Genomic DNA, 24,818 nt, shown 5'->3' on the forward strand with positions numbered 1-24,818 from the left:
CGGTTACATTCCGAACCCGGAAGCTAAGCCTCATTGCGCCGATGGTACTGCAGGGGGGACCCTGTGGGAGAGTAGGACGCCGCCGAACAATCATTGTGGAGAAGCCCTGCCGGGTAACCGGCGGGGCTTTTCTGCGTTTCCCGACCGGAAACGCGAGGAACCACTGGCCTCGTCCGGGCGACGTGCCCGCTGAGCGTCCTCGCAGGGGGAGGGGTGCTAGGTCCACCCCAGGTGGAGTTCCTGGGCCAGTGCCGCTGCGGGCCTCCGGGGGACAGACTGGTGCCGCAGGGTTTCGAGGTTTCGGGGAGAAGAGATGGCCATGAGCGGTTCGACCACGGCGGTCGACGGGGTGTCCGGACGCGTCGAGGAGCTCCGGCGCTTCGCACGTACCGGATTCGCAGCCCAACTGCGCTGCCTCCAGCTGGTGTTCCAGGCCGCGGTGGCGCCGACGGTGCTGTTCTTCCTGCTGCTCGTACCGCTGGCCGTGACCAAGTCGCGCAGCCAGCACGGGCTGGAGACCCTGCTGTTGATCGCCGGTGCGATGGCGGCCTTCCCCGTGGCCTGCTACTGGTTGGCCCGACGGTACGCCCGACGGTCCAGGGAACTGGTGGAGGCGTGGTTCGGGGTGCGGATCCCGACGTCGTACCGTCCGGTGGCGGCGCCCCAGCAGGACGAGCGGGGGCACTGGTGGACCGGCCGCTCGTACCGGTCGCGGTACTCCACGGCCCGCGTGGAGATGACGGCCCGGGTGGCACTGGGCGATCCGGCCAGCTGGCGGGACCTGCTATGGCTGGCCGGCGGTGCGGGCGCGACGGGGATGCTCGCGGTGCCCTGCCTCCTGCTGGTGGGTGTCGGGGGCGGGGCCGCCTTCGGGCTGCTGATGCAGTTCCTCGACGGCTACGGCTACGGCGGGATGGGTGACGGCCGTGAGGTGCTGCTCCAGTTCGCCCTGTGCGCGGGGGCGGTGGCGCTGGGGCTCGGACTCGCGCCGCGCGCCGTCCGGGTGCACGCGGACTGGGCGCGGCGGATGCTCGACCCGGCGCACGACCGTGGTCAGAGCAGGGCCCGGCTCAACGAGCGGGTGCAGCAGCTCACCGAGACCCGCGCCGACGCGGTCGGCAGCCAGGCGGCCGAACTGCGCCGCATCGAGCGGGATCTGCACGACGGTGCCCAGGCCCGGCTGGTGGCGATCGGGATGACCCTCGGGACCATCGAGCACCTGCTGGACACCGACCCTAAGGCCGCCCGCGAGCTGCTCGCGGAGGCCCGGCACTCCTCGGCGAAGGCGCTGCAGGAGCTGCGGGACCTGGTCCGCGGGATCCACCCGCCGGTCCTGGCCGAGCGCGGACTCGGGGACGCGGTCAGGGCGTTGGCGATGGACAGCGCGTTGCCCGTCGAGGTGTGCGTCAGCCTGCAGGACCGGCCGGCGGCGCCGGTGGAGGCGGCGGTGTACTTCAGCATCTGCGAGTTGCTGGCGAACGCGGCCAAGCACTCGGGCGCCGACCACGTCTGGGTGGACATCCTGTACCGGGCCGGCAGCCTGCGGGTGACCGTGACGGACGACGGCCACGGGGTGGCCGACCCGAGCAGGGGGAGCGGGTTGCGCGGGATCGAGCGCCGGTTGGGTACCTTCGACGGTGTCCTCGCCATCGACAGCACGTCGGGCGGCCCGACCACGATCACCCTGGAGCTGCCGTGCGAGTTGTCCTCGCCGAGGACCTCTACCTCCTTCGCGAAGGCCTGATCCGGCTGCTGGAAGCGCACGGGTTCACCATCGCGGCGGCGGTGGAGACCGGCCCGGATCTGCTGGAGGCGCTGCTGACCCATCGTCCGGACGTCGCGGTGGTGGACGTCCGGCTGCCGCCCACGCTCACCGACGAGGGGCTGCAGGCCGCGCTGAGCGCGCGCCGCCAGATCCCGGGCCTGCCCGTCCTGGTGCTGTCGCAGCACGTCCAGCAGCTGTACGCGCGGGAGTTGCTGGCGGACGGCTCGGGCGGGATCGGGTACCTGCTCAAGGACCGGGTGTTCAACGCCGACCAGTTCATCGACGCGGTGCGGCGGGTGGCGGCGGGCGGGACGGCGATGGACCCGGACGTGATCGCCAAGCTGCTGCAGAGCAACGCGCGTTCGGGCCCCCTGCAGCGGCTGTCGCCGCGCGAGCGGGAGGTGCTGGAGCTGATGGCGGAGGGGTGTTCCAACTCGGCGATCGCCGCCCGGCTCACGGTCAGCGACGGCGCGGTGGCCAAACACATCGCCAACATCTTCACCAAACTCGGTCTGGCGCCGGCCGACGACGCCAACCGCCGGGTGCTCGCCGTGCTGGCGCACCTCAACGGGACGGCCGAGCAGACAGGGTGACACCCCGGCCTGGAAGCACGCTGAAACAGGTGTACGAGTAGTATCCGGTGGGCCGAGACGGTCGGTGGCCGGCACAGGCGGGCCACCCGACAGGGGGGAGTCCGGCGGGCCGACGGTCACGTACGGCAGCAGCCGACATCCAGGGGTTGATAGACGCATGGCACGCCCATCCCTCACCCGTGCCCACCGGGCCCTGCTCGGGCTGGTCGCGGCCGGCGCCTGCCTGATCTCGGGCATCGGCTTCGCCGGGTCCTACAGTGCGGTCCGCGACCTGGCGATGGAGAAGGGGTTCGGCGCCTTCGCGTACGCGTTCCCGGTCGGTGTGGACGCCGGAATCGTCGTCCTGCTGGCCCTGGACCTCGTCCTGACCTGGCTGCGGATCCCCTTCCCCCTGCTGCGGCAGACCGCCTGGCTGCTGACGGTCGCGACGATCGCCTTCAACGCGGCGGCGTCCTGGGGCGACCCGCTCGGGATGGGCATGCACGCCGTGATCCCGGTGCTCTTCGTGGTGGTGGTCGAGGCCTCCCGGCACGCGGTCGGACGGATCGCGGCCATCACGGCCGACCGTCACATGGAGTCGGTGCGGCTGATGCGCTGGATGCTCTCACCGATCCCGACCTTCCGGCTCTGGCGCCGGATGAAGCTCTGGGAGCTGCGGTCCTACGACGAGGTCGTGCGGCTGGAGCAGAACCGGCTGGTCTACCGTGCCCAGCTGCGCTTCCGGTACGGACGCGGCTGGCGCCGCTCGGCCCCGATCCAGGCGCTGCTCCCGCTGAAGCTCGCCAAGTACGGGGTGCCGCTGGACCTGGAGGTGCTGGACCGGCTGGAGGCCGAGGCCGAGCAGGCCGTGGCGGCCAGGGACGGCCGGGCGGTCACGGCCGGGCCGCAGACCGCGATACCGGCTCCGGTGGCCGCCGTGGCGCAGGCCCCGGCGCCCGCGCCCCAGCAGCCGGCGGCGGTGCAGGCGCCGGCTCCCACGACGGCCGAGGTGCCGGCGGCCCCCGCCTCCGCGGTATCGGCGGAGCTCGCGGTGCCCACGCTGGCCAAGCTCGCCGCCGTCCGGTTGCGGGACGCGCAGGAGCCGGCCCAGGCGGAGGAGCAGGCCCCGGCCCCGGCCAGGGACGAGCTGAACGTCTGGACCGAGCGTGCCGTCCGCTCCCACGCGCCGCAGGGCGGCATGGACGCCACGGGCCGGGTGCCGGGCCAGGCGTCCCCGTGGTTCAAGCCGCCGCGGCCCTCGGCGCAGCAGGCCCCGGAGGTCCCGGTGGTGCAGCGCGGCGCCGAGCGGCGGCCGGCTCCGGAGTTCGACTTCCCGGAGGACGGCGCGGGCCAGGGGCCGCGGGGCAACCAGGAGCCTTCCGTCCGCGAGCAGGCCGTCCGCGAGCAGGGCGTGCGCGAGCAGTCCTTGCGGGAGCACGCCGTCCGGGAGAACGCCGGCAGCGAGCCCATCCCGCAGCCGGACCGGCTGGACCCGGAGCAGTGCTTCGAGGCGCTGGTCTCCTACATCGACACCTACGGTCAGCAGCCGGACCAGCGGCGCCTGGCGGAGTACCTCACCCTGGAGTACCACGTGGTGGGCAACCGCCCGGACGGTTCGGTGAGCCCGTCGCAGCTGGACAAGATCTGGCCGGACCTGCACGCCCGCTACGCGTCGGCGGGTCGCGACTGACCGCGCCGTCCGCCGGTCGGGCGGCCATTGACTGCCCGACTCCGCCGGAGCTACCTTCACATCAACAAACTGTTGAAGTGCTGGTTCGGCGTGGAGGAGTACGGATGTCGCAGGTCGAGGTGGACGGTAGCAAGCCGGAGGGTGGAGCCTCGTTCTCCGGCGCCGCCCGGGCCGCCGTGGACGCGCTGCTGGCGCCGGTCGACGCCGAGCTGGCCCGCCGCTACCCCGGCGACAGCGGCACCCGCCAGCCGGTCCACACGGTCTACGTGCCGGCCGACGTCTTCGCCGCCGACACCGTGCGCAGCTGGGGCCAGCAGGCCCTGGAGGCCTTCGACACCCACGCCGGCACCCCGGCCGAGCTGGCCCGGGCGCTCGGCGTGGCCGACGACGAGCTGCTGGCCGACGTGCACGCCCGGGTCCGCGCCAAGCTGGAGCGCGAGCCCGTCGAGGACCTCCGGATCGACTTCGAGGACGGCTACGGCCCCCGCCCCGACGAGGAGGAGGACGCCGCCGCCGTCCGCACCGCGCAGCTGCTGGCCGCGGCCGTCGCCGACGGGAGCGCGCCGCCGTACGTCGGCATCCGGATCAAGTGCATGGAGGCCGCCGTCCGCGACCGCGGCATCCGCACCCTGGAGGTCTTCCTCTCCACCCTGATCGCGGGCGGCGGGCTGCCCGACGGGCTCGTGCTGACCCTGCCCAAGGTGACGTACCCGGAGCAGGTCACCGCGCTGGTGCGGCTGCTGGAGGACTTCGAGCGGCGGGCCGGGCTGCCGGCGGGCCGGATCGGCTTCGAGATCCAGATCGAGACCACCCAGGCGATCCTGGGCGCCGACGGCCGGGCGACCGTGGCCCGCATGATCGAGGCCTCCGAGGGCCGGGCCACCGGGCTGCACTACGGGACCTTCGACTACAGCGCCTCCTGCGGGGTCAGTGCCGCCTACCAGAGCATGGACCACCCGGTGGCCGACCACGCCAAGGCGGTGATGCAGGTGGCCGCCGCCGGGACGGGCGTGCGGCTCTCGGACGGCTCCACCAACGTCATCCCGACCGGCCCGACCGAGCAGGTCCACGCCGCCTGGAAGCTCCACCACGACCTGGTCCGCCGCTCGCTGGCCCGCGCCTACTACCAGGGCTGGGACATGCACCCGGCGCACCTGCCGACCCGGTACGTGGCCGTGTACAGCTTCTACCGCGAGGGCCTGGCGGCCGCCGCGGCCCGGCTCGCCGCCTACGTGGCCAAGGCCGGCGGCGACGTGATGGACGAGCCGGCGACCGCCAGGGCGCTCAGCGGCTACCTGCTGCGCGGGCTGGACTGCGGCGCGGTGGACCCGGCCGAGGTCACCCGGCTGACCGGCCTGGACCGCGGCCGGCTGGACGCCCTCGCCGGGCGCTGACCAGGGGCCGGGCACCGAACAACGGCCCGGGCCGGGCAGGCGCCCGGCCCGGGCCGCGCGGTTAGGCTGGCGGGACCGTCCGAGCAGGGCGGCCCCGCCAGCCCCTTCGCTTTGGAGACCCGCCGCGCCATGCCGGATCCGACCCCCAGGCCGTACCTGACCATCCGGCACGGCGGCAGCCACGAGACCGAGGTCAGGAAGTCCCGGTTCATCTGCCACCTGGCCCGGGTCACCGACGAGGACGAGGCGCAGGCCTTCATCGCGGGCGTCCGCAAGCAGTACTGGGACGCCCGCCACAACTGCACCGCCTTCGTGGTCGGCGACGAGCAGCGCCGCGAGCGCTCCAGCGACGACGGCGAACCGGGCGGGACGGCCGGGGTGCCGATGCTGGAGGTGCTGCGCCGGCGGGGGCTGACGGACACGGTCGCGGTGGTCACCCGGTACTTCGGCGGGATCAAGCTCGGCGCCGGCGGCCTGGTTCGGGCGTACGGCGGCGCGGTGTCCGAGGCGGTCGACGAGATCGGGCTGGTCGAGCGCCGGCCCGTCGCGCTGCTCGCGGTGACCGTCGACCACACCAGGGCCGGCCGGGTGGAGAACGACCTGCGGGCGGCGGGGCACGCGGTGAGCGACCTGGCGTACCAGGCGGCCGGGGTGCGGATCGAGGTGGGCGTGCCGGAGGCGGAGGTGACGGCCTTTCACGCCTGGCTGGCCGAGGTCACGGCCGGGTCGGCGGTCGCGGTCGCCGCGGGGCGGACCTTCGTCGAGGTGCCGGTCTGAGCCGAGCCCGGTCAGGCGGGCCGGGCCGCTGCGTCCGGTGCGGGGCCCCGGTGCGGGGCCCGTGCGAGGGCCGGTCGGGTGGGCCCGGTCTCGGGGGTGCGGTCACGGGGGAGTGCGGGACCGGGCGGAGGTGGTCCCGGAGTGACCCTTTTCGGACAGAGGGCGACCGTCGGACGAGCTTTCGGACAGAGAACGGCCGGGCGGTTTCGACCACAGGGGTGGCTGCCTAGCCTGAGGCCCTGACCGCGCCCGCGCACCCCCCCCGTGACTGGAGCCGAACAGCGATGCCCGTCGTCCAGACCATCACCCTCGCACCCGGGGCCAGCACCGGCTGGCACTACCACCCGGGCCGGGTCGACGTGGTGGTCCTGTCCGGCACGCTCACCCGGACCCTGCACGACGGTCGGACCGAGGTCAGCGAGGCCGGCGACCGCCTGGTCGAGCTGCCCGGCCCGGTGCACGTCCACGTCGGGCGCAACCACGGCGAGCAACCGGTGGTGCTGGTCGCCACCTACGACATCCCGGACGGCTGCCCGACGGCGGTCGCCGTGGCCGCCCCCGAATGGAGCCACTGACCGGCGCACGCCCGCCTGCGGGCCTGCTCAGCCCCCGTGCCGGCCGGTACGGGGGCTTGAGAAGTTTCACTCGAACGAATTGACGTCGACCGGCGCTGGAACTTCCGCTCCGGGTCACCACGTTTTCACCTACAAGGATCCGGCCGAACCGGACGACCGACCCCTCCCCCGCCCATCGGACGGGGGGATCCCCATGGAGGACGACACACCCCACCACCGCACCACGGGAGGTACCGCGCATGACATCAGACCGCTCCCCGTCGCCGGCCCAGCCCGATCTGCCCGGCCCCCGGAGCCCCGCGACGCCCTACCGGATGACCGTCACCACCGCGCTCGCGCACGCCGACGCCGTCGCCCTGGCCGACCAACGCCTGGGCGCCTGGCTGAAACAGGAGGGCTGCGAGGAACCGCCGCCCACCGAGCCCGCCCGCGGCGGCCCGGACGCCCCCGCCGAGCGCCTGCGCCTGGGCGACCGGGTCCTGCTGGACCGGGACGACGGCCCGCTGCGCGCCGCGCCCGACAGCCCCGCCGGCCCGGGCCGCTACACCCGCCGTCGCCTGCGCACCCCCGCGCCGCACGGCACGCACCAGCTCACCCTCACCCTCGCGACCGACCCCGACGGCCCGACCTGGGTCCGGCTGGAGGCCGAGTACCAGGCCTGCGCGCCCGGGGTGCGCACGCCCAGCAAGGTCCCGGTGCCCGAGCTCGCCCGTACGCTGCTGCCCCTGCTCGACGCCAGCGACGGCCCGGCCGCCGTGCACAACGGCCCCCGGGTGATCACCGCGGCCGGGGTGGCCGACCTGATCGACGAGCTGTGCGACCCGGAGCGCCGGCTGCCGACCGTGGTCGCCAGCGTTCCGGCCAACCTGGAGCTGGACGACTGGGTGACCGGCACCGTCCGCCCGCTCTGCCATCAGCTGCCGGGTCTCGCCACGCTCTACGTCCTCGATCCCGCCGCCCGCACGGAGTTCAACGTCGCCCTGGAGTACCACGCGGTGTACGGCGGGGCCGTCCGCACCTACCTGCCGGAGGTCGACCCCGCCTCCCGCTACGACGGCGCCCGGCACCCCGTCATGCCGCGCCACCGGATAGAGGAGGACCTGCGCCGGGCCGCCGGGCTGCTGGCCCGCGAGCCGCGCCGACTCGCCGCCGAACTCCCGCTCCCCGCGCCGCTGGCCGCCGTCCCCGTCCTGCGGGTGCCGGTGCCGGCCCGTCGTGCGGAGGCCGGCGCCCCCGAGCAGCCGGCGGCCCGCGGCCCGGTCCGGAGCGGCTCCGGTCACGAAGGCGCGGCACCCGGCGGCGGCGCAGCCGACCACGCGCCCGACCAACTCGCCCACGAGCAGCGGTTGGACGACCAGGACCAGCAGGCGAGGGCCGACGAGCTGGAGCTGGTGCGGCACAGCCTGCGGCACTCCCGGCGGCGCGAGCACCACCTGAGGGCGGAGTCCGAGGAGCAGTACGCGACGCTGAGGCACGTGGGCGCGCAGGTCAGGGTGCTGGCCGGCCGGCTCTGTCCGGGCGGCGCGCCGGGCCAGGGCCAGCGGCCCGCCACCGGGCCGGGCAGGACGCCCCGGGAGGCCGGCGGCGGGGAGGCCCCCGCGAGCTTCGCCGAACTCCTCGACCGGCTGCCCGAGTTCCCCCTGCTGACCTTCACCGGGGACCAGAAGTCGGCGCTCGCCCTCGACGGACTCGGCACCTGCGCGGGCTGGGCCCGGCTGACCTGGGAGGGCCTGACGGCCCTTCAGGAGTACGCGGTCGCCGCCGTCCGGGGCGAGGCCGGCGGCGACTTCAAGCAGTGGTGCGAGCACACTCCGGACGGCTGTCACCACTTCCCGCCGCGCAAGGCGGTACGCGGCGAGTCCCAGACGGTGTTCAGCCACACCAAGTGGAAGCGCGAGCGGATGCTGCCCGTCCCCGAGTGCGTGGACGCGTCCCGGCGCGCCTTCATGGGCGCCCACCTGCGGATCGGCGGCGGACGTACGGCCCCCCGCCTGCACTACCTCGACGACTGCTCCGGCAGTGGCCGGATCTACGTGGGCTACATCGGACTGCACCTGACCAACACCCGTACCAACTGAGAGGCTTGGCTGACCGGCGGCGTCCGGACGGTGGACAATGTCCGGCAGGGGCCGGCCTCGGGGCCGCGGTCCGCCCCGGGGAGTACCGGACGAGCATGGGGGAACGACCGCCGATGCAGCACTCACCAGACGGCCGTCACTCACCGGACGGGCCCGCCGCGGGGGCGGCGCGGGGCGGCGAGGACGGTACCGCCACCGCCCTGCGGAGCGGTTTCCTGGCCACGGTCTTCCGCGACCTCGGCGCCGAGCCGGGCACGGAAGGGCCGGGTCCGCAGGGGCCCGGCGGGTCGGAGGCGGGTTCTGCGGACGGCGACGCGGACGAGGCCGTCGCGGCCCACGGCCGGGCCGCCGCCCTGACCCACCACCGCACCCTCACCGTCCGGGCCGAGCACGAGCGGCTCGCCGACCTGTTGCGCCGGGCCGCGCTCCCGGTCTCCGCGATGGACTTCGGCAGCCAGCTGCGCAGCTACGAGCCCCGCCCCTACCCGGCCGGCCCCTCGGAGGCCGAGGGGCCGGGCTCCGAGCCGCGCTGGGACGACTACGCCCCGCCCCGCACCGACGCCGAACCCGACGAGGGCCCCTCCCGCCGGCTGCTCGACTCCGGCTACCAGCGCGAGCTCGCCCAGGCCCGGCTGACCCACCAGCGCGCACTGCGCGAGTGGCGCACCCGGCAGGCCGAGGCGGTGAACTCCGGCGAGGCCGAGTCCCGACGGGCCCACGAGGAGGCGGAGCAGGCCAGGGCCCGGGCCGTCCGCGAGTACAACGAGAGCCTGGAGGAGTGCCGCCGCGCCTACCGGCTGGCCGAGCCGGCCGCCGTCGAGTCGCTGATCGAACGCGCGCTGGCCGCCTCCGAGACCGCGACGCAGGACCTCCCCGCGCCGTGCCGCGCCGTGTTCCGCCCGCTCACCCGCACCGCGGTGCTCGACCTCGACCTGCCGCCGCTGGACCTCGTCCCCTCGCTCAGCGGCTACCGGCTGACGCCCGAGGGGGACATCGCCCCCGTGCCGCGCCCGTCCGCCGACCGGGCCACCGACTACCTGCGCCTGGTCGCCCGCCTCGCGCTGCGCGCCCTGCAGGCCGCGGACGCGGTGGACACCGAGGAGATACTGGCCGGCGTGGTGCTCAACGGCTGGCTCCGCGACCCCGACGCGCCGGAGGCGGTCTGCCTGGTCAGCGTGGACGCCGACCGCGACGCCCTGGCCCGTACCCGGCTGCTCCCCGCCGGCGCCCCCTACGAGGAGGAGCAGGACGGGGACGGCGTCTACGCGGACGCCGAACGCGACGAGGCGCTGGTCCGGCTGCGCCAGCTGGGCGCCGCCGTCACCCCCGACCCCTACGCCCGGGCGGGCGTCGAGCCCGCCGCGGCTGCGGGGCCGACCGTCCCGTCCGCCGCGGACCTGTCCGCCAACGAGTTCGCCCAGCTCGTCCGGGAGCTGCTCACCCGGGGCGGCCTGGACGGCTGGAGCGTGCGGCTGCGCGGGCCGGCCGGCCTGGTCGCCACCGGCGAGGGCGAACCGGGCAGCGCGCTGCCCGGCCGCTGGGTCGTCTGGGCCTCCAGGGCGCCGGCCCCGGTGGCCGAGGAGGAGATCCGCACCCTGGCGGAGGCCGTCCGGGAGGAGGCCGCCGACCGCGGGCTGCGGCTGACCACCGGTCGCTTCAGCGAGGCGGCCCTGGACCTCACCGGGGCCGAGAGCCACCAGCACATCCACCTGGTCGACGGCGAAGGCGTCCGGGAGCTGGCCCGCACCCATCTCGGCCTGCCGCTCGGCGCGGGCGTCTGAGCGGCAGTCCGAGCGGGCGGGTCCGCGAGGTCCGGTGACCGGTCCGCGCACCGATCCGCCAGCGACCCGATCCGCCCGTGCACCGATCCGATAAACCGAGCGGTGCACGGGCGGGTCGCGGGCGCGAAAGGGCAGCGGAGCGGGAGGCTGGACCGATGCGAATCGGATTCATCGACAGGTGGCGGGAGCGGCACGGCGAGGCCGCCCGCCCCTCGCCCGAGGAGGACCAGGCCTCGATGGCCGAGCTGCTCTCCGAGTGCGAGCTGCTGCGGGAGCTGGCGGACAACGCCGGGCTGCGCCTGGCGGACGACGTGCCCTCGCTGACCGCGCTGGACCAGCTGCTCCCCACCTGGCGCGACACCCCCGACACCGCCGAGTGGCTCAGCACCGACGCCGGCCTCTACCTCGGCACCGTGATGTTCCGCACCGTCCCCGGGACCCGCTGGCACCTGACCTCGGCCGGCACCCCCGTGATCGTGCTGCCCGACGGCCGGGAGCTCGACGTCACGGCCTTCGGCCGCTCCTGGGCCGTGCAGGGCTCCCCGCCGCTCGCGGCGGCCTACCTGGAGGCGACGGACGGGTAGCCGCTGCGCCGTAGCCCGCCACCTCGGGGGCTTCGGACACGTCCGGGGAGCCCCGGCACCGGTCGCCGGCTCACCCCGACGCGCCGCCCGGCGGGCGGGACGGGCGCACCGACCGCAGGCTTGGGGCGGGTGCGGGTAGCGGCCCGCGAGACGGAGCCCGACGGGGCCCGGGGGAGGGAGAGGCAGCTCGATGACCGCGATCCTGGTCGCCGCCGGCGCCTTCCTGATGACGCTGGTCGGCGGCTTCGTCGCCCAACGGACCGGTGACCGCCGCCACCTCGTGCTGGGCTTCGCCGCCGGACTGATGCTCGGGGTGGTCGCCTTCGACCTGCTGCCCGAGGCGATGCGGGCCGCCCCGGACGAGATCCACGGGGTGCCGCAGGCACTGCTGATGTTCGCCGCGGGATTCCTGGTCATCCACATCATCGAACGCGCGGTCGCGATCCACCGCGGCCACGAGGGCGAGTACGCCGAGCACACCCACGGCCATCGGCACGCCGGGCCGGGCCCGCACTCCCAGGGCGTCGGGCTGACCGCGGCGAGCGCGCTGGTCGGGCACAGCCTGATGGACGGCTTCGCCATCGGCGCCGCCTTCCAGGCGGGCAGCACCGTCGGCACCGTGGTGGCCATCGCGGTCGTCGCCCACGACTTCGCCGACGGCTTCAACACCTACACGATCACCCGGCTGTACGGGAACAACCGGCGCCGGGCGCTGACGCTGCTCGGCGCCGACGCGCTGGCGCCGGTCACCGGCGCCGCCATCACCCTGCTGTTCACCATCCCCGAGCAGCTGCTCGGCCTCTACCTGGGGTTCTTCGCGGGCTTCCTGCTCTATCTGGCGACCTCGGACATCCTCCCCGAGGCGCACAGTCCGCACCCCTCGCGCACCACCCTGTGCTGCACCCTGGTGGGGGTCGGGTTCATGTGGCTGGTGATCGGGCTCGCCGCCTGAGGGCCGGTACGACGGGTCGGTCGGGGTCGGTCGGGGTCGGTCGGCGGGTCAGCGGGAGCGGGCGTCCCAGTGCTCCCGCATCGCCGTGAGCGCCTCGGTGATGGCCGGGCGGCGCGAGGCCTGGGTGCGCCAGAGCGCGAACACCCGGCGGCTCGGCTCCGGGACCACCGGGCGGGCGACCACCCCGGGCGGCAGCGCGCCGCGCCCCAGCCGCGGCACCAGACCCACCCCGAGACCGGCCGCGATCAGCGCGATCTGGGTCTCGAACTCGCCGACCTGGTAGACCACGTCGGGCTCCTCACCGGCCTCGCGCATGGTGCGCACCAGCCAGTCGTGGCAGATGTTGCCCGGCGGCACGCTCACCCAGCGCTGCCCGCAGAGCCGGCCGACCGGCACCACGGCCAGCTCCGCCAGCGGATGCTCCGCCCGCAGCAGCAGGTCGACCGGATCCGCACCGAGATCCAGCCTGGACAGCCCCTCCTGCACCGGCAGCGGGACGGTCGGCCAGTCCTGGACGAGCGCGAGGTCCACCTCGCCGCGGGCGACCAGCTCGGCGGCCAGGTACGGGTCGGTCTCCAGCAGCCGGACGTCCAGGTCGGGGCAGCGCACGCGCAGGTCCGCCAGCGCACCCGGGAGCAGGCCGCGCGCACCGGTGGCGAAGGCCGCGACCAGCAGCCGGCCCACCGCCCGGCCGCGCTGCTCCTCCAGCCGCACCTCGGCCTGCTCGACCAGCGCCAGCACCCGCTGCGCGGTGGCGGCCAGTTCGCGCGCGGCGTCGGTGAGCACCACTCCGCGCCCCTGACGCTCCAGCAGGACCGTCCGGGTCTCCCGCTCCAGCTTGGCGATCTGCTGGGAGACCGCCGAGGGGGTGAAACCGAGCGCGGCGGCGGCGCCCCCGACCGAGCCGTGCACCGCCACCGCGTGCAGAGCACGCAGTCGTCCGAGATCCATCATGCACAGATGCTAAACCGTGCCCTTCAGATTTCATCGCTGGTGCTACACGGTCGCCGGCGGCCATGCTCGGGACATGCCCGCATCGAGCACCACCATGAGCCCGCGTCACATCGCCCTGGCCGTCCTGGTCGCGGCCGTCTGGGGGCTCAACTTCGTCCTCATCCACGTCGGACTGGAGAACTTCCCGCCGCTGCTCTTCTGCGCCCTGCGGTTCGCCGTGGTCGCCGTGCCGGCGGTCTTCCTCGTCGGCCGGCCCAAGGTCGCCGTGCGCTGGGTCCTGGCGGTCGGCCTGGTGCTCGGCGTGGTCAAGTTCGGGCTGCTGTTCCTCGGCATGCACGCCGGGATGCCGGCCGGACTCTCCTCGCTGGTGCTGCAGAGCCAGGCGGTCTTCACCGCGCTCTTCGCCGCCGTCATGCTGCGCGAGCGCCCGGCCGGGCAGCGGCTCGCCGGCCTGGCCGTCGCCCTGGTCGGCACCGGGGTGGCCGCCGCCGACCGCGGCGCCGGCGGCCCGGTCGGCGCCTTCGTCCTGGTGATCGCCGCGGCGGTGGCCTGGGGGCTGTCCAACGTGCTGACCCGCCGGGCCGCGCCGCCGGACGCGCTGCGCTGGATGGTCTGGGTCAGCGCCGTCCCGCCGCTGCCGCTGCTCGGGCTCTCCCTGCTGGTCGAGGGGCCGGCCGCGGACCTGCGGGCGCTGCGCGAGATCACCGCAGCCGGCATCCTCGCCATCGCCTACGTCGGGCTGGTCTCCACCCTGTTCGGGTTCGTGGCCTGGAGCTTCCTGCTGCGGAGGTACGACGCCACCGCGGTGGCGCCGTACTCGCTGCTCGTCCCGGTCTTCGGGATGTCCTCGGCCTGGCTGCTGCTCGGCGAGTCCGTCAGCCCCGCGGCGGGCTGCGCCGCCCTGCTGGTGATCGCCGGCATCGGACTCACCGCGATGCGTCCCGGGGCGTCGAGCGCCCTCGGGCGACGGCTCCGTAGGCGGCGTCCGCGACCCGCAGCGCCCGCAGCAGCGCGTCCTGGTCCGACGGGCTGACCGGGCCGAAGTACTCCTGGGCCACCTCGTGGCGGACCTGCCCGATCCGCTCCACCGCCGACCAGCCGGCCGCCGTCAGCACGATCCGGACGGCGCGCCGGTCGGCCGGATCCGGGGTGCGTTCGACCAGGCCGGCCTCCTCCAGGGCGTCCACCACGGTGGTCGCCGAGCGGGGGGCGATGTGCAGCCGGTCGGCGAGGTCGCTGAGCCGCATCGTCTCGCCCGGGCTCTCGCAGCCGGGCGCGTGCGCGAGGGTCCGCAGGGCGCGGCCCTGGCCGGGGGTGATGCCGAAGGGCTCCAGGCGGTTCATGGTCTGCCGCCGGATCCGCTTGATGGCCCTGGTCATCTCGTCGGCGAGCTCTGCTGCGGTCTCGGACGGCGTGCTGGTCATCGGCGGGCTCTCCTCGGCAGTGGTTCGCCCCAGGGTATCGGCCGGTCAGGGCGGTGCGGGAAAGGTGTTGAGCCTGGCTCACTATGTGGAATACTCTGAATTCAAGTGAGGGTGCCCTAAGTGCCACTCGACGACCCCTGGAGTGAACGTGTCCCGTTCCGAAGCCCGCGTCCCCACCGACCGCTCGGCCCGCTACGCCAAGCAGCTCGCCGCCCACCTCGGCCGCAAGATCGAGGCCCGCTGGTCCGAGGAGACCGGCCGGGGTGAACTGACCTTCGGCGCGGGAACCGCCACCCTGGAGGCCGCACCCGACGCCCTGCTCCTCGCGGTCGAGGGCGAGGCCGACCAGCTGGCCGGACTGGAGGACGTGGTCGGCCGCCACCTCGTGCGCTTCGGCAGCCGCGACGAACTCGTCGTCGAGTGGCACCGGGACAACGGCGAGCCCGGCCTCGTCCACCGCAACGCCGAGCCGGCCGCCGAGCCGTCCGTTGAGCCGTCCGCGACCGCGGGTGACACCGACGGCGCGCGGGGCTGACGTCGGACGGGCCTGACGTCCCGCGGTCCGGCGAGCGGGTCCGGCGGGCAGGTCCCGCGGGCCCGGGTGCTAGCGGTGCTCGGGCGGGGCGGGGAGCTTCGGGGTCACCGGCCGGGTCGCCGGCATCAGGTGGGCCACCGGCAGCGCCAGCGCCGGGAGCAGCAGTCCGGCCAGGCACCAGCTTGCCACCACGTCCAGCGCCCAGTGGTAGTCGCTCCAGACCAGTCCCAGGCCCACCCCGGCCGCCAGCAGTCCGGCGCCGGCGTGCAGCCGTCGGCGTGACCGGGCCCCGACCGTGCGGCCCAGCAGCAGCGCCGCGACCCCGTACGCGATGCCCGCGGTCGCCGTGTGACCCGACGGGTACCAGCCCCACTGCTCCGGCGTGAGCGGCAGGCCGAGCGGGCCGGGACGGTGGAACCAGGCCTTGGCCGGCACGACCAGCAGCGGGATCAGCCCCGCGGTCGCCACCGCGGCCGGCAGCGGGAACCACCACCGCCGCATCCCTGCCCGCCGGGCCCGCCAGGCCGCCAGCGCGCCGCCACCGAGCAGTATCGGCACGGCCGGAACCGAGCCGCCCAGGTCGGACAGCAGGGCGCCGAGGTGGTCGAGCAGGGAGTTGGACAGCCGGTGCCGGGACGCCAGGACGCCGTGCCGGACCCAGCGGTCCAGGCCGAGCAGCGGGCCGTCCACGGCCACCTGCCAGGAGACCGCCAGCAGTGCGGCCGCCTGCACGGCGAGAGCGGCCGCGAGCACCGTACGTCGGGCCGGCCGGGCACGAGGAAGCCGCCCCGGAGCGGGGGGGAGAGCCCCGGGGCGGCCGCGGTGATCGCCGTACCGTGCGCCCCGGGGGGTGTGGGTCGGACGGTCGGTCGATCGGTCTTCGGTGTGCACCGCCCCGTCGGGGGCGGCCTGGTCGTCCTGGTGCGTCGCCCTCGGGGCCTCCGCGGTGGGAGGCGTCGCAGGCGGGTCAGCCAGGGGCTGGGGCTCGCTGTCCATCCGTGATGACACTACGTCAACCGATTTGCCGGACCGAGCGGCTCCAGGGATTCCCCACAGCATCTTCACCGGGTGCGGTACAACCCTCCGGAAAACCCCGTCGGCCGCCGCAGGCTCCCGGCGATCCCGCTGGTGGGCGCCCGCGGACGGTCGACGGACCGCAGGCGGAACGGGCAGCGGCCCGGTCCACGGGGGACCGGGCCGCTGCACGACGCGGGGTCGCGGGGTCGGGCCGAAGCCCGGACCCGGGATCAGACGCGCGAGAAGGCGCCCTCGATGATGTCCAGACCCTCGTTGAGCAGGTGCTCCGGCATCACCAGCGGCGGCAGGAAGCGCAGCACGTTGCCGTAGGTGCCGGCGGTCAGCACGACCAGGCCCTCGGTGTGGCAGGCCTTCGCGATCGCGGCGGTGATCTCCGCGGCGGGCTCCTTGCCGCCGGGCTTCACCAGCTCGATCGCGATCATCGCGCCGCGACCGCGGACCTCGCCGATGTTCACGCGGTCCGAGCCGGCGAACTTCTCCTGCAGGTCGCGCAGGCGGGTCAGCATGATCTCGCCGATCCGCCGCGCCTTGCCGTTGAGGTCCAGCGACTCCATGGTCTCGATCGCGCCCAGCGCACCGGCGCAGGCCACCGGGTTGCCGCCGTAGGTGCCGCCCAGGCCGCCGCCGTGGGTGGCGTCCATGATCTCGGCGCGCCCGGTCACGGCGGCCAGCGGCAGACCGCCGGCGATGCCCTTGGCGGTGGTGATCAGGTCCGGGACGATGCCCTCGTCGTCGCAGGCGAACCACTGGCCGGTGCGGCAGAAGCCGGTCTGGATCTCGTCGGCGACGAAGACGATCCCGTTCGCCTTCGCGTACTCGACGATCGCGGGCAGGAAGCCCTTGGCCGGCTCGATGAAGCCGCCCTCGCCCTGGATCGGCTCGATGATGATCGCCGCGACGTTCTCGGCGCCGATCTGCTTGTTGATCATGTCGATGGCCTGCGCGGCGGCCTCGGCGGCGCAGTTCTCCGACCCGGTCAGCCAGCGGTAGGGGTAGGCGACCGGCACCCGGTAGATCTCCGGGGCGAACGGCCCGAAGCCCTGCTTGTAGGGCATGTTCTTCGCGGTCAGACCCATGGTGAGGTTGGTCCGGCCGTGGTAGCCGTGGTCGAACACCACGACGGCGGTGCGCTTGGTGTAGACGCGGGCGATCTTCACCGCGTTCTCCACCGCCTCGGCACCCGAGTTGAACAGGGCGGTGCGCTTCTCGTGGTCGCCCGGAGTCAGCTCGTTGAGGCGCTCGGCCACCTCCACGTAGCCCTCGTACGGGGTCACCATGAAACAGGTGTGGGTGAAGGCGGCCAGCTGCTCGGTGGCCTTGGCCACGACGGCCTCGGCGCTGTTGCCGACGCTGGTCACGGCGATGCCGGAACCGAAGTCGATCAGCGAGTTGCCGTCCACGTCCTCCAGCACGCCGCCGTTGGCGCGGGACACGTACACCGGCAGGGTGGTGCCGACCCCGGCCGCCACCGCGCCGAGCTTGCGTGCCTGCAGCTCCTGCGACTTCGGACCGGGGATCGCGGTGACCAGGCGGCGCTCCTGCGGGAGCGGCGTTGCGGCGCTCATGGTGTTCTCCAGACTTCTCGGCTCGGTCTTCGCAGGCTACGGCCGGCGCGCGCACGCAGGCATGCGCCACTCGGTACCACTGGGCCGTCCGACTTGTCCTGCACGGCCAGCGAGCCGTCCGCGGCCACCGGCGGACGCCGCTCCACTACATTGAGCGCGGGCGTGTCGCCGGTACGGCTGCATGGGTATGGCTGCATGGGCATGAACGGCCTGTGGGGCGGGCGAGGGAGCGGGACCGTAAATGGGACTGGACGGGACACCGGGGCACGTACGGCGGGGCACGGTCACGACGCCCATGCCCCAGCAGGCGGGCCGAGGCCTGCCGCGACCGCCCGCCGCCCCGGCCTTCGACCTGGCGACCTGGGTCGCCGGACCCCGCCCGGAGGCGGACCCCGGCGTCTACCGCCTCGGCTACCGGCCGACGGACCCCGAGCGGGCCGAGCAGGCGAAGGTGCCGGCGGGGCCGCTGCTGCTGCGGGCGGGGCTGAACGCGGTGGCTGCCTGGTTCGCCTACCTCTACGGCACGTACGTCGTCATGCACGTCGCCGGATTCCTTGGTTGGTTCAAGGGATTCTCGCCTGATCAGTTCGACACCGCGCAATCCCTGATCAACCCGGCCACGGCCCTGTGCGTGGTGGCGATCTTCGGAAAGACGGGCCGCTGGCTCGAAGTTCGACGGCGCTTCCTGACCCGTCAAGGGTGGCGGCAGAACGTCAGCCCGATTCTTTCGCGCTTTGTGACGCATGACGGCCAGGCACCGGAGGCATCGCCGGAAGGCAAGCAGTCTCGTCCTGCGACCGATCCGTGGGCCCCGCTCCGGCTGGCCGGGGCCGCGGCCGCCGCGCAGCGGTTGGACCGGGAGGTCGTCGGGGACGTCGACTACGTGCGGATCCGGCGGGCGTGGGAGGTCGTGCAGCAGGATCCGGAGATCCTCCCGGCCTTCGTCGAGCAGGTGGCGTCCCGGGGCGGTGCGGCGTGTGCGCATCCGTCGGAGGCGCGGGACCTGCCGTCGCGTTCGGGGCGCCACGACCTGCTGGTGGGTCAGGTGCGGTTGGGGGCCGCGCAGGATGTGCCGAAGAACCCGCCGGCGCACCGCGGGGCGGGCTTCGCCCTGGATCCGGCGGTGCTCGGCACCTCGTTGCTGGCGGTCGGTCCGGCGGGCACCGGCAAGACCTCGGGACTGGCCCGCCCGGTGGCGGAGGCCCTGTGCCTGCAGGCGCTGGCGGGGACGGCCTGCGCGGTGGTGATCGGCGCCGCCGACGCGGACCTCGGGCCGGACGCCTGGTACGACGTGGTGATCGCGCCGGCCGACCCGGGCTCGGTCTACGGACTCGACCTGTACGGGGCCGCCCGGGATCCCGACGAGGCCGCCGCCCGGCTCGCCGACGCGCTGCTGCCCGACGAGCTGGCGCTACGGGCGGAGAGTGCGCGGACGGCGCTGCAGCAGGTGGTCGGCCCGTTCCACGCGGCGTTCCGGCGCTATCCGGGTGTGCGGGAGCTGCGGGAGCTGCTCGGCGGTGAGCCGGCGGCCGTGGAGGCGCTGACGGAGGGGCTGCGGGCGGGCGGGCTGCTGGCGCGGTACGAGCGGGAGCTGCAGTACCGGGATCGTCAGCGCGGTCGCGCGGACGATCCGGGGACGCTGCTCGCGGACCGGCTGGGGCTGTTGGACCGGCCGGCCTTCGACGGGTGCTTCGCCACCGACGGTTCGGGACGGCCGGCGTTCGCGATGCGGGTGCTGGACCATCCGCTGCGGGTGCGGGTGAAGCTGCCGGAGCTGAGCCACCCGGAGGCCGCCAGGATGCTGTACCGCCTGGTGGTGGGGCAGTTCGTGCAGGCGGCGGTGGCGCGGGAGGACCGTTCGCTGTTCGCCGGGCTGGTGGTGGACGACGCGTCGGCGGCCCTGGACGCGAACATCGTCCGGGGTGTGCAGCGGATGCGCGGGACCAACGCCGGCGCGCTGTTGCTGCTGCGGACGCTGGTGGACCTGCCGGAGGCGTTGCGGGCGCCGCTGTTCGGCGCGGTCGGCTGCCGGATGGCGTTCCCCGGGATCGCGCCGTGGGACGGCCGGCTGTTCTCCGAGGCCTGGGGCACCCATCTGGTGCGGGAGACGGCGGTCACGCATGCCCCCGACACGTCGGGCGGCCTGCTGCGGCGGGCGGGCCGGCTGGGTCGCAAGGCCCTGTCGGGGACGACGGCGCAGACCGAGAGCGTCACGACCCGCGAGGTCGAGCGGCAGCGCTGGTCGCCCTCGGACCTCGCCCACGCGCTGCCGGCCGGGCACGCGGTGATCTCCCTGACCACGGTGGGCGGCGCGCAGGTGCCGCCACTACTGGTCGACCTTCGGGGCTGACTCGGCGCACCGGCCCGGGCCGGCCCGTACCGGCACCGGTCCGTACCGGTGTCCCGGTAGCACCGGCCCGATCCTCCGCCCGGGCCTCCGTCCTGGCCGGGCCCGGCCGGTCGCCTATCGCCGTCGAGGTGGATTCGGCAGTGCGGGTTGTCCGGGGCGTCCATAATGAGGGGTAGCGACTCCCTCCTCGCCCGGCCGCAACGGCGCAGCCTGGTCGTCCCACCGAAGGTGCCATGCCTCCCACACTCGCCTCCGTCGTCCGCAACACCTCGCTCCACCTGACGGTCATCGCCGGGGCGGATCACCTGGAGCGCCCGGTCCGCTGGGTGCACACCAGCGAGCTGGACGATCCCACCCCGTTCCTGGAGGGTGGTGAGCTGCTGCTCACCACCGGTATCAAGCTGGGCCGGTCGGCCGCGCAGCTGCAGGCGTACGTGCACCGGTTGGCGGACGCGGGGGTGGTGGGTCTCGGCCTCGGCGTCGGCCTGTCGCACACCGAGGTGCCCAAGCCGCTGGTGGAGGCCGCTGCGCAGCGGGGGCTGCCGCTGCTGCGGGTGCCCGAGCCGACGCCGTTCATCGCGATCAGCAAGGTCGTCTCGGCCGCGATCGCCGCCGAGCAGTACGAGGCGGTGACGACGAGCTTCGAGGCCCAGGAGGAGCTGACCCGGGCCGCCCTCGGCAAGGACGGCACGACCGCGGTGGTCCGCCGGCTGGCCGCACGGCTGGGCGGCTGGGCCGCGCTGTACGACGGTTCGGGCGCGCTCTCGGTGGTCGCGCCGGACTGGGCGGCCCGCCGGGCCGGTCGGCTCGCCGCCGAGGTGGACCGGCTGCGCCGGCGTCCGGCGCCGTCCAGTGCCGCGCTGCAGGGCCGCTCGCCCGGGATCGACACGGCGGACGAGGACTACGTGGTGGTCCAGTCGCTGGGAGCCGACCGGCGGGCGCGCGGGTTCCTCGCGGTGGGTACCGAGGACCGGATCACGCCGACCGAGCGGTACGTGCTCAACGCGGCGGTGGCCCTGCTGACGCTGACCCTGGAGCGCTCCCGCGAGTTGCGCCAGGCCGAGGAGCGGATGGGCGCCGCGCTGCTGCGGATGGTGCTGGCCGGTGAGGTGGCGACGGCCCGGCAGGTCGCGCTGGGCCTGTTCGGCGGCCTGCCCGAGGGAACGATCAGGGTGCTGGTGGCCGGGGCCGCCCAGGGGGCGGACGCCTCCGAGGCGCTCGGCGAGCTGGCCGAGCGGGCCGAGCAGGCCGGCGGCCGGGTCGGGGAGCGGCTGCTGGTGGCCCGCGAGGAGGGCGAGTCGGGGGCGCGCCTGATGGTGCTGGCGCTGGACAACGGCGCGGTGCACCGGGCGTGTCTCGGGGTGGTGGAGGAGCACGAGGGCGTGTCGTTGGGCGTCTCGGCGCCCGCCGCGGTGGAGGAGGCGGGGGTGGCCTTCGCGCAGGCCGAGCGTGCGCTGGCGGTGGCGCTGCGCGGTGGACGGCGATCGGTGGACCACGAGGAGGTGGGCGCCGGCTCGCTGCTCCCGTTGTTGGGGGAGGAGGCGGTGACGGCCTTCGCCGAGGGGCTGTTGCGGCCGTTGCGCGAGCACGACCGCACGGCGCGCGGCGACCTGGTCCGGTCGCTGCGGGCCTGGCTGTCGCGGCACGGTCAGTGGGACGCGGCCGCCGCCGATCTGGGGGTGCACCGGCACACCCTGCGGTACCGGATGCGCCGGGTGGAGGAGCTGCTGGGCCGCTCGCTGGACGACACGGACGTCCGGATGGAGCTGTGGTTGGCGCTGCGCTCGGGCGAGGAGTAGAGGAGTAGGCGTCTCCTCGGCCCCACGCGTCCGTGGGCGCCCGGCACCCGGCACCCCGGAGCCCGCGCGTCCACCGACGGCGCCGGGCGTCGCGCCGGTTCTGTCCGGGATGGAGTACGGGCGCGGCTGAGCGCTACGACTCGGCCAATCCGGATCCGTCGCGCCGCCGCCTACCGTGGGGTTCAGGCTCCACGTCGGTGGGGCGCAGACGACGAGGAGAGGGCCGGTACCACTGTGACCACCACCCATGAGTTCTGGCTGGCCGGCCGCCGGGCGAGCGGCGACGGCGACTTCGAGGTGCGCAACCCGTGGGACGGGCGCCTGGTAGGCAAGGTCGCGGTGCCGTCCGAGGCGCAGGTGGAGGAGGCGCTGGCCGCCGCCGTGGCCGCGCTCCCGGTGTTCGCCGCGACCCCCGCGCACGTGCGCACCGCCGCCCTGGACCACGTGGCCAAGCGGCTGGCCGAGCGCTCCGAGGAGATCGCGCAGCTGATCACCGCCGAGAACGGCAAGCCGATCAAGTGGGCCCGCGGCGAGGTCGGCCGGGCCGTCTCGGTGTTCCGCTGGGCGGCCGAGGAGGCCCGCCGTACGAACGGCGAGACCATGCGGCTGGACACCGACCCGGGCGGCACCGGCCGCTTCGCGGTGGTGCGCCGTTTCCCGCGCGGCGTGGTGCTGGGCATCGCCCCGTTCAACTTCCCGCTGAACCTGGTCGCGCACAAGGTGGCCCCGGCCATCGCGGTGGGCGCCCCGATCATCCTGAAGCCGGCTCCGGCGACCCCGCTGTCCGCCTTGGTGCTGGGCGAGATCCTGGCCGAGACGGACCTGCCGGCCGGTGCCTGGAGCGTCCTTCCGGTGCCGAACGAGCGGATGCCCGCGCTGGTCCAGGACAAGCGCCTGCCGGTGATCTCGTTCACCGGTTCGGACAAGGTCGGCTACCAGATCATGGACTCGGTGCCGCGCAAGCACGTCACCCTGGAGCTCGGCGGCAACGCGGCCGCCGTCGTACTGGCCGACTGGTCCTCCGACGCCGACCTGGAGTGGGCGGCCTCGCGCATCGCGACCTTCGCCAACTACCAGGGCGGCCAGTCCTGCATCTCGGTGCAGCGGGTCATCGCCGACGCGACGGTGTACGACGCGCTGGTCGAGAAGGTCGTGGCCAAGGTGCAGGCGCAGGTCACCGGTGACCCGACGGACGAGGCCACCGAGGTGGGTCCGCTGGTGGACGAGAACGCCGCCACGCGGGTGGAGTCCTGGGTGGACGACGCCGTCGCCAAGGGCGCGAAGCTGCTCACCGGCGGTACCCGTGAGGGTGCCTCGTACGCCCCGACCGTGCTCGCCGAACTGCCCTCGGACGCGATCCTGGCGACCGCCGAGGTGTTCGGCCCGGTGCTGTCGCTGCAGAAGGTGGACGGCACCGACGAGGCCTTCGCGGCCGTCAACGACTCGCTCTTCGGCCTGCAGGCGGGCGTGTTCACGCACGACGTGCAGACCGCGTTCCGGGCGCACCGGGAGCTGGAGGTGGGCGGCGTGATCATCGGCGACGCTCCCTCCTACCGGGCCGACCAGATGCCGTACGGCGGGGTCAAGGACTCCGGTGTCGGCCGCGAGGGCGTCCGGTACGCGATGGACGACTACACGCAGGAGAAGGTGCTGGTCCTCACCGGCCTGGACCTCTGATCCGCCGGGATCCGCCCGGATCCGCGTGCCGCGGCCCCGTCACCGACTCGGTGGCGGGGCCGCGGCCGTTCCGGACACGTGTGTTGAGGGCTCAGCCGAGGGTGGCCACGGCCTGCGTCACCGGGGTGTCGCCGGCCACCAGTTCGAGGGTGAGGCCGGCGGTGGTGGGGGCGGCGAGCAGGGCGGCGAGGACGGCTGCCACGTCGGCGCGGTCGACGTCGCCGCGGCCGGTGGAGGCGGCGAGGCGGACGCGGCCGGTGCCGGGTCCGTCGGTGAGCCGGCCGGGCCGCAGGATCGTCCAGTCCAGGGCGTCCTGGGCGCGGATGGCGTCGTCGGCCGCGCCCTTGGCCCGCAGGTAGGTCTCGAACACCGGGTCGGCGGGGTACGTGGCGGCGGCGTCGGCGCCCATCGAGGAGACCATCAGGTAGCGCCGGACGCCGGCGAGTTCGGCGGCGTCGGCGAGCAGCACCGCGGCGTCGCGGTCCACCGTGTTCTTGCGCTCGGCGCCGCTGCCGGGGCCGGCGCCGGCGGCGAAGACCACCGCGTCGGCGCCGTCGAGCAGGGCGGCGAGCTCGGTGGGGGTGGTCGCCTCCAGGTCGAGCAGCAGCGGTTCGGCGCCGGCCTCCTGGAGGTCGGACGCGTGCTCCGGGCGGCGGATGATCCCGGCCGGCTGGTCGCCGCGTTCGGCGAGCAGCCGCTCCAGGAGCAGTGCGATCTTTCCGTGGCCACCCGCGATGACGGTACGCATGCTGCGACGGTAGCCGGTGCGGGCGCGGGCGGCGCGCGGACTCAGCCGGAGGGGTGGGGGCCGTCGGTGCGGGTGCCGTCGGTGCGGGCGTCGGAGGGGTCGGGGGTGTGCGGGAAGGCCCGGTCGAGCAGCGCCTGCAGGGCGCGGCGGTCGTCCGCGTCGAGCCGGGTCAGGCCGGGCAGGCCGGCGACGATGTCGGCGCGGATCCTTCGGACGGCCTCCTCACCCTCGGGGGTGAGCAGCACGGTCTTGACCCGGCGGTCCGCCGGGTCGGCCGCGCGGCGGACCAGACCGCGTGCTTCGAGCCGGTCGACGATGCCGGTGACGTTGGAGGCGTCGCAGCCGAGCAGTTCGGCGAGGGCCCGCATGGGCAGGGGCCGCCCGAGCAGGCTGAGCATCTTGCCCTGGATGAGGGTGAGGCCCTGGCCGGCGGCGACGACGGCGAAGCTGCGGTAGTAGCAGGCGGCGGCGTGGGCGAGGTGGTCCATGAGCCGGTCCGTGCCGGGCGCGGACGGGTCTGCGGGCGCTGGTGTGGGTGTGGTCCGGGTCATGGGACCAGT

Annotated in this window: 21 protein-coding genes and 1 rRNA gene; 16 read left to right on the top strand and 6 right to left on the bottom strand. The window is 74.7% G+C overall.

Annotated features, from left to right (window positions below; translation table 11 throughout):
* The 11 genes from rrf to ACFTWP_RS33220 form a co-directional block, all read left to right on the top strand.
* Nucleotides 1-88: ribosomal RNA gene (gene rrf / locus ACFTWP_RS33170) — 5S ribosomal RNA — on the top strand; the annotation flags it as partial.
* A 231-nt stretch (nucleotides 89-319) separates the two neighbouring features.
* Nucleotides 320-1,744: a sensor histidine kinase gene (locus tag ACFTWP_RS33175; RefSeq protein WP_380268688.1), complete on the top strand. Its 1,425-nt coding sequence runs from the start codon at nucleotides 320-322 to the stop codon at nucleotides 1,742-1,744.
* Entirely contained in the window at nucleotides 1,696-2,358 is a 663-nt protein-coding gene (locus ACFTWP_RS33180) for a LuxR C-terminal-related transcriptional regulator (protein ID WP_380268689.1), read from the top strand. The genes ACFTWP_RS33175 and ACFTWP_RS33180 overlap by 49 nt, the downstream gene beginning before the upstream one ends.
* 157 nt (nucleotides 2,359-2,515) lie before the next feature.
* A complete protein-coding gene (locus ACFTWP_RS33185) occupies nucleotides 2,516-4,027 on the top strand; it encodes a DUF2637 domain-containing protein (RefSeq protein ID WP_380268690.1) in 1,512 nt (503 codons plus the stop codon).
* A 104-nt stretch (nucleotides 4,028-4,131) separates the two neighbouring features.
* A complete protein-coding gene (locus ACFTWP_RS33190; protein WP_380268691.1) occupies nucleotides 4,132-5,421 on the top strand; it encodes a DUF6986 family protein in 1,290 nt (429 codons plus the stop codon).
* 129 nt (nucleotides 5,422-5,550) lie between these two features.
* Nucleotides 5,551-6,198 carry a YigZ family protein gene (locus ACFTWP_RS33195; protein WP_380268692.1) on the top strand — a complete coding sequence of 216 codons (648 nt, stop codon included), beginning with the start codon at nucleotides 5,551-5,553 and terminating at the stop codon, nucleotides 6,196-6,198.
* A gap of 284 nt (nucleotides 6,199-6,482) precedes the next feature.
* Nucleotides 6,483-6,773, top strand: coding sequence for a cupin domain-containing protein (locus ACFTWP_RS33200; RefSeq protein WP_380268693.1), 291 nt, complete (start codon nucleotides 6,483-6,485; stop codon nucleotides 6,771-6,773).
* Between the two features lie 239 nt (nucleotides 6,774-7,012).
* The gene (locus tag ACFTWP_RS33205; protein WP_380268694.1) at nucleotides 7,013-8,851 is read left to right on the top strand and encodes a hypothetical protein; all 1,839 of its coding nucleotides are present in this window, start codon (nucleotides 7,013-7,015) and stop codon (nucleotides 8,849-8,851) included.
* A gap of 113 nt (nucleotides 8,852-8,964) precedes the next feature.
* Nucleotides 8,965-10,632 carry a restriction endonuclease gene (locus tag ACFTWP_RS33210; RefSeq protein ID WP_380268695.1) on the top strand — a complete coding sequence of 556 codons (1,668 nt, stop codon included), beginning with the start codon at nucleotides 8,965-8,967 and terminating at the stop codon, nucleotides 10,630-10,632.
* A gap of 155 nt (nucleotides 10,633-10,787) precedes the next feature.
* A complete protein-coding gene (locus ACFTWP_RS33215; protein WP_380268696.1) occupies nucleotides 10,788-11,216 on the top strand; it encodes a DUF6278 family protein in 429 nt (142 codons plus the stop codon).
* Between the two features lie 190 nt (nucleotides 11,217-11,406).
* Nucleotides 11,407-12,168, top strand: coding sequence for a ZIP family metal transporter (locus ACFTWP_RS33220; protein WP_380268697.1), 762 nt, complete (start codon nucleotides 11,407-11,409; stop codon nucleotides 12,166-12,168).
* A 48-nt stretch (nucleotides 12,169-12,216) separates the two neighbouring features.
* Here ACFTWP_RS33220 and ACFTWP_RS33225 read toward each other — a convergent pair whose 3' ends face one another.
* Entirely contained in the window at nucleotides 12,217-13,122 is a 906-nt protein-coding gene (locus tag ACFTWP_RS33225) for a LysR family transcriptional regulator (RefSeq protein WP_380268698.1), read from the bottom strand.
* A 94-nt stretch (nucleotides 13,123-13,216) separates the two neighbouring features.
* On the opposite strand from ACFTWP_RS33225, the gene ACFTWP_RS33230 reads away from it, so the two are divergent.
* Nucleotides 13,217-14,155, top strand: coding sequence for an EamA family transporter (locus tag ACFTWP_RS33230; RefSeq protein ID WP_380268749.1), 939 nt, complete (start codon nucleotides 13,217-13,219; stop codon nucleotides 14,153-14,155).
* Here the strand turns inward: ACFTWP_RS33230 and ACFTWP_RS33235 are convergent.
* Nucleotides 14,049-14,546 (bottom strand): MarR family winged helix-turn-helix transcriptional regulator, encoded by a 498-nt coding sequence (locus ACFTWP_RS33235; protein ID WP_380268699.1) that lies wholly within the window; start codon nucleotides 14,544-14,546, stop codon nucleotides 14,049-14,051. The genes ACFTWP_RS33230 and ACFTWP_RS33235 overlap by 107 nt on opposite strands.
* A gap of 148 nt (nucleotides 14,547-14,694) precedes the next feature.
* Here ACFTWP_RS33235 and ACFTWP_RS33240 point away from each other — a divergent pair, with 148 nt between their 5' ends.
* Nucleotides 14,695-15,081, top strand: coding sequence for a DUF2218 domain-containing protein (locus ACFTWP_RS33240; RefSeq protein ID WP_380268700.1), 387 nt, complete (start codon nucleotides 14,695-14,697; stop codon nucleotides 15,079-15,081).
* A gap of 69 nt (nucleotides 15,082-15,150) precedes the next feature.
* On the opposite strand, the gene ACFTWP_RS33245 is transcribed toward ACFTWP_RS33240, so the two are convergent.
* Nucleotides 15,151-15,834, bottom strand: a complete 684-nt coding sequence (locus tag ACFTWP_RS33245; protein ID WP_380268701.1) for a phosphatase PAP2 family protein — start codon at nucleotides 15,832-15,834, stop codon at nucleotides 15,151-15,153.
* A gap of 494 nt (nucleotides 15,835-16,328) precedes the next feature.
* The gene (gene gabT, locus ACFTWP_RS33250; protein WP_380268702.1) at nucleotides 16,329-17,684 is read right to left on the bottom strand and encodes a 4-aminobutyrate--2-oxoglutarate transaminase; all 1,356 of its coding nucleotides are present in this window, start codon (nucleotides 17,682-17,684) and stop codon (nucleotides 16,329-16,331) included.
* Between the two features lie 295 nt (nucleotides 17,685-17,979).
* On the opposite strand from gabT, the gene ACFTWP_RS33255 reads away from it, so the two are divergent.
* The 3 genes from ACFTWP_RS33255 to ACFTWP_RS33265 all read left to right on the top strand — a co-directional run bounded on the left by ACFTWP_RS33255 (nucleotide 17,980) and on the right by ACFTWP_RS33265 (nucleotide 23,510).
* Nucleotides 17,980-20,034: an ATP-binding protein gene (locus ACFTWP_RS33255; protein ID WP_380268703.1), complete on the top strand. Its 2,055-nt coding sequence runs from the start codon at nucleotides 17,980-17,982 to the stop codon at nucleotides 20,032-20,034.
* Nucleotides 20,035-20,267: 233 nt separating this feature from the next.
* The gene (locus ACFTWP_RS33260) at nucleotides 20,268-21,833 is read left to right on the top strand and encodes a PucR family transcriptional regulator (RefSeq protein WP_380268704.1); all 1,566 of its coding nucleotides are present in this window, start codon (nucleotides 20,268-20,270) and stop codon (nucleotides 21,831-21,833) included.
* Nucleotides 21,834-22,067: 234 nt separating this feature from the next.
* The gene (locus ACFTWP_RS33265) at nucleotides 22,068-23,510 is read left to right on the top strand and encodes an aldehyde dehydrogenase family protein (RefSeq protein ID WP_380268705.1); all 1,443 of its coding nucleotides are present in this window, start codon (nucleotides 22,068-22,070) and stop codon (nucleotides 23,508-23,510) included.
* Between the two features lie 91 nt (nucleotides 23,511-23,601).
* Here the strand turns inward: ACFTWP_RS33265 and ACFTWP_RS33270 are convergent, their stop codons facing one another.
* Nucleotides 23,602-24,258, bottom strand: coding sequence for an NAD(P)-binding oxidoreductase (locus ACFTWP_RS33270; RefSeq protein WP_380268706.1), 657 nt, complete (start codon nucleotides 24,256-24,258; stop codon nucleotides 23,602-23,604).
* 41 nt (nucleotides 24,259-24,299) lie between these two features.
* On the bottom strand, nucleotides 24,300-24,809 hold the full coding sequence (locus tag ACFTWP_RS33275; protein ID WP_380268707.1) for a MarR family winged helix-turn-helix transcriptional regulator: 510 nt from the start codon (nucleotides 24,807-24,809) through the stop codon (nucleotides 24,300-24,302).
* Nucleotides 24,810-24,818: the final 9 nt, after the last annotated feature.

The sequence above is a fragment of the Kitasatospora sp. NPDC057015 genome (assembly GCF_042673745.1).
GTDB lineage: Bacteria > Actinomycetota > Actinomycetes > Streptomycetales > Streptomycetaceae > Kitasatospora.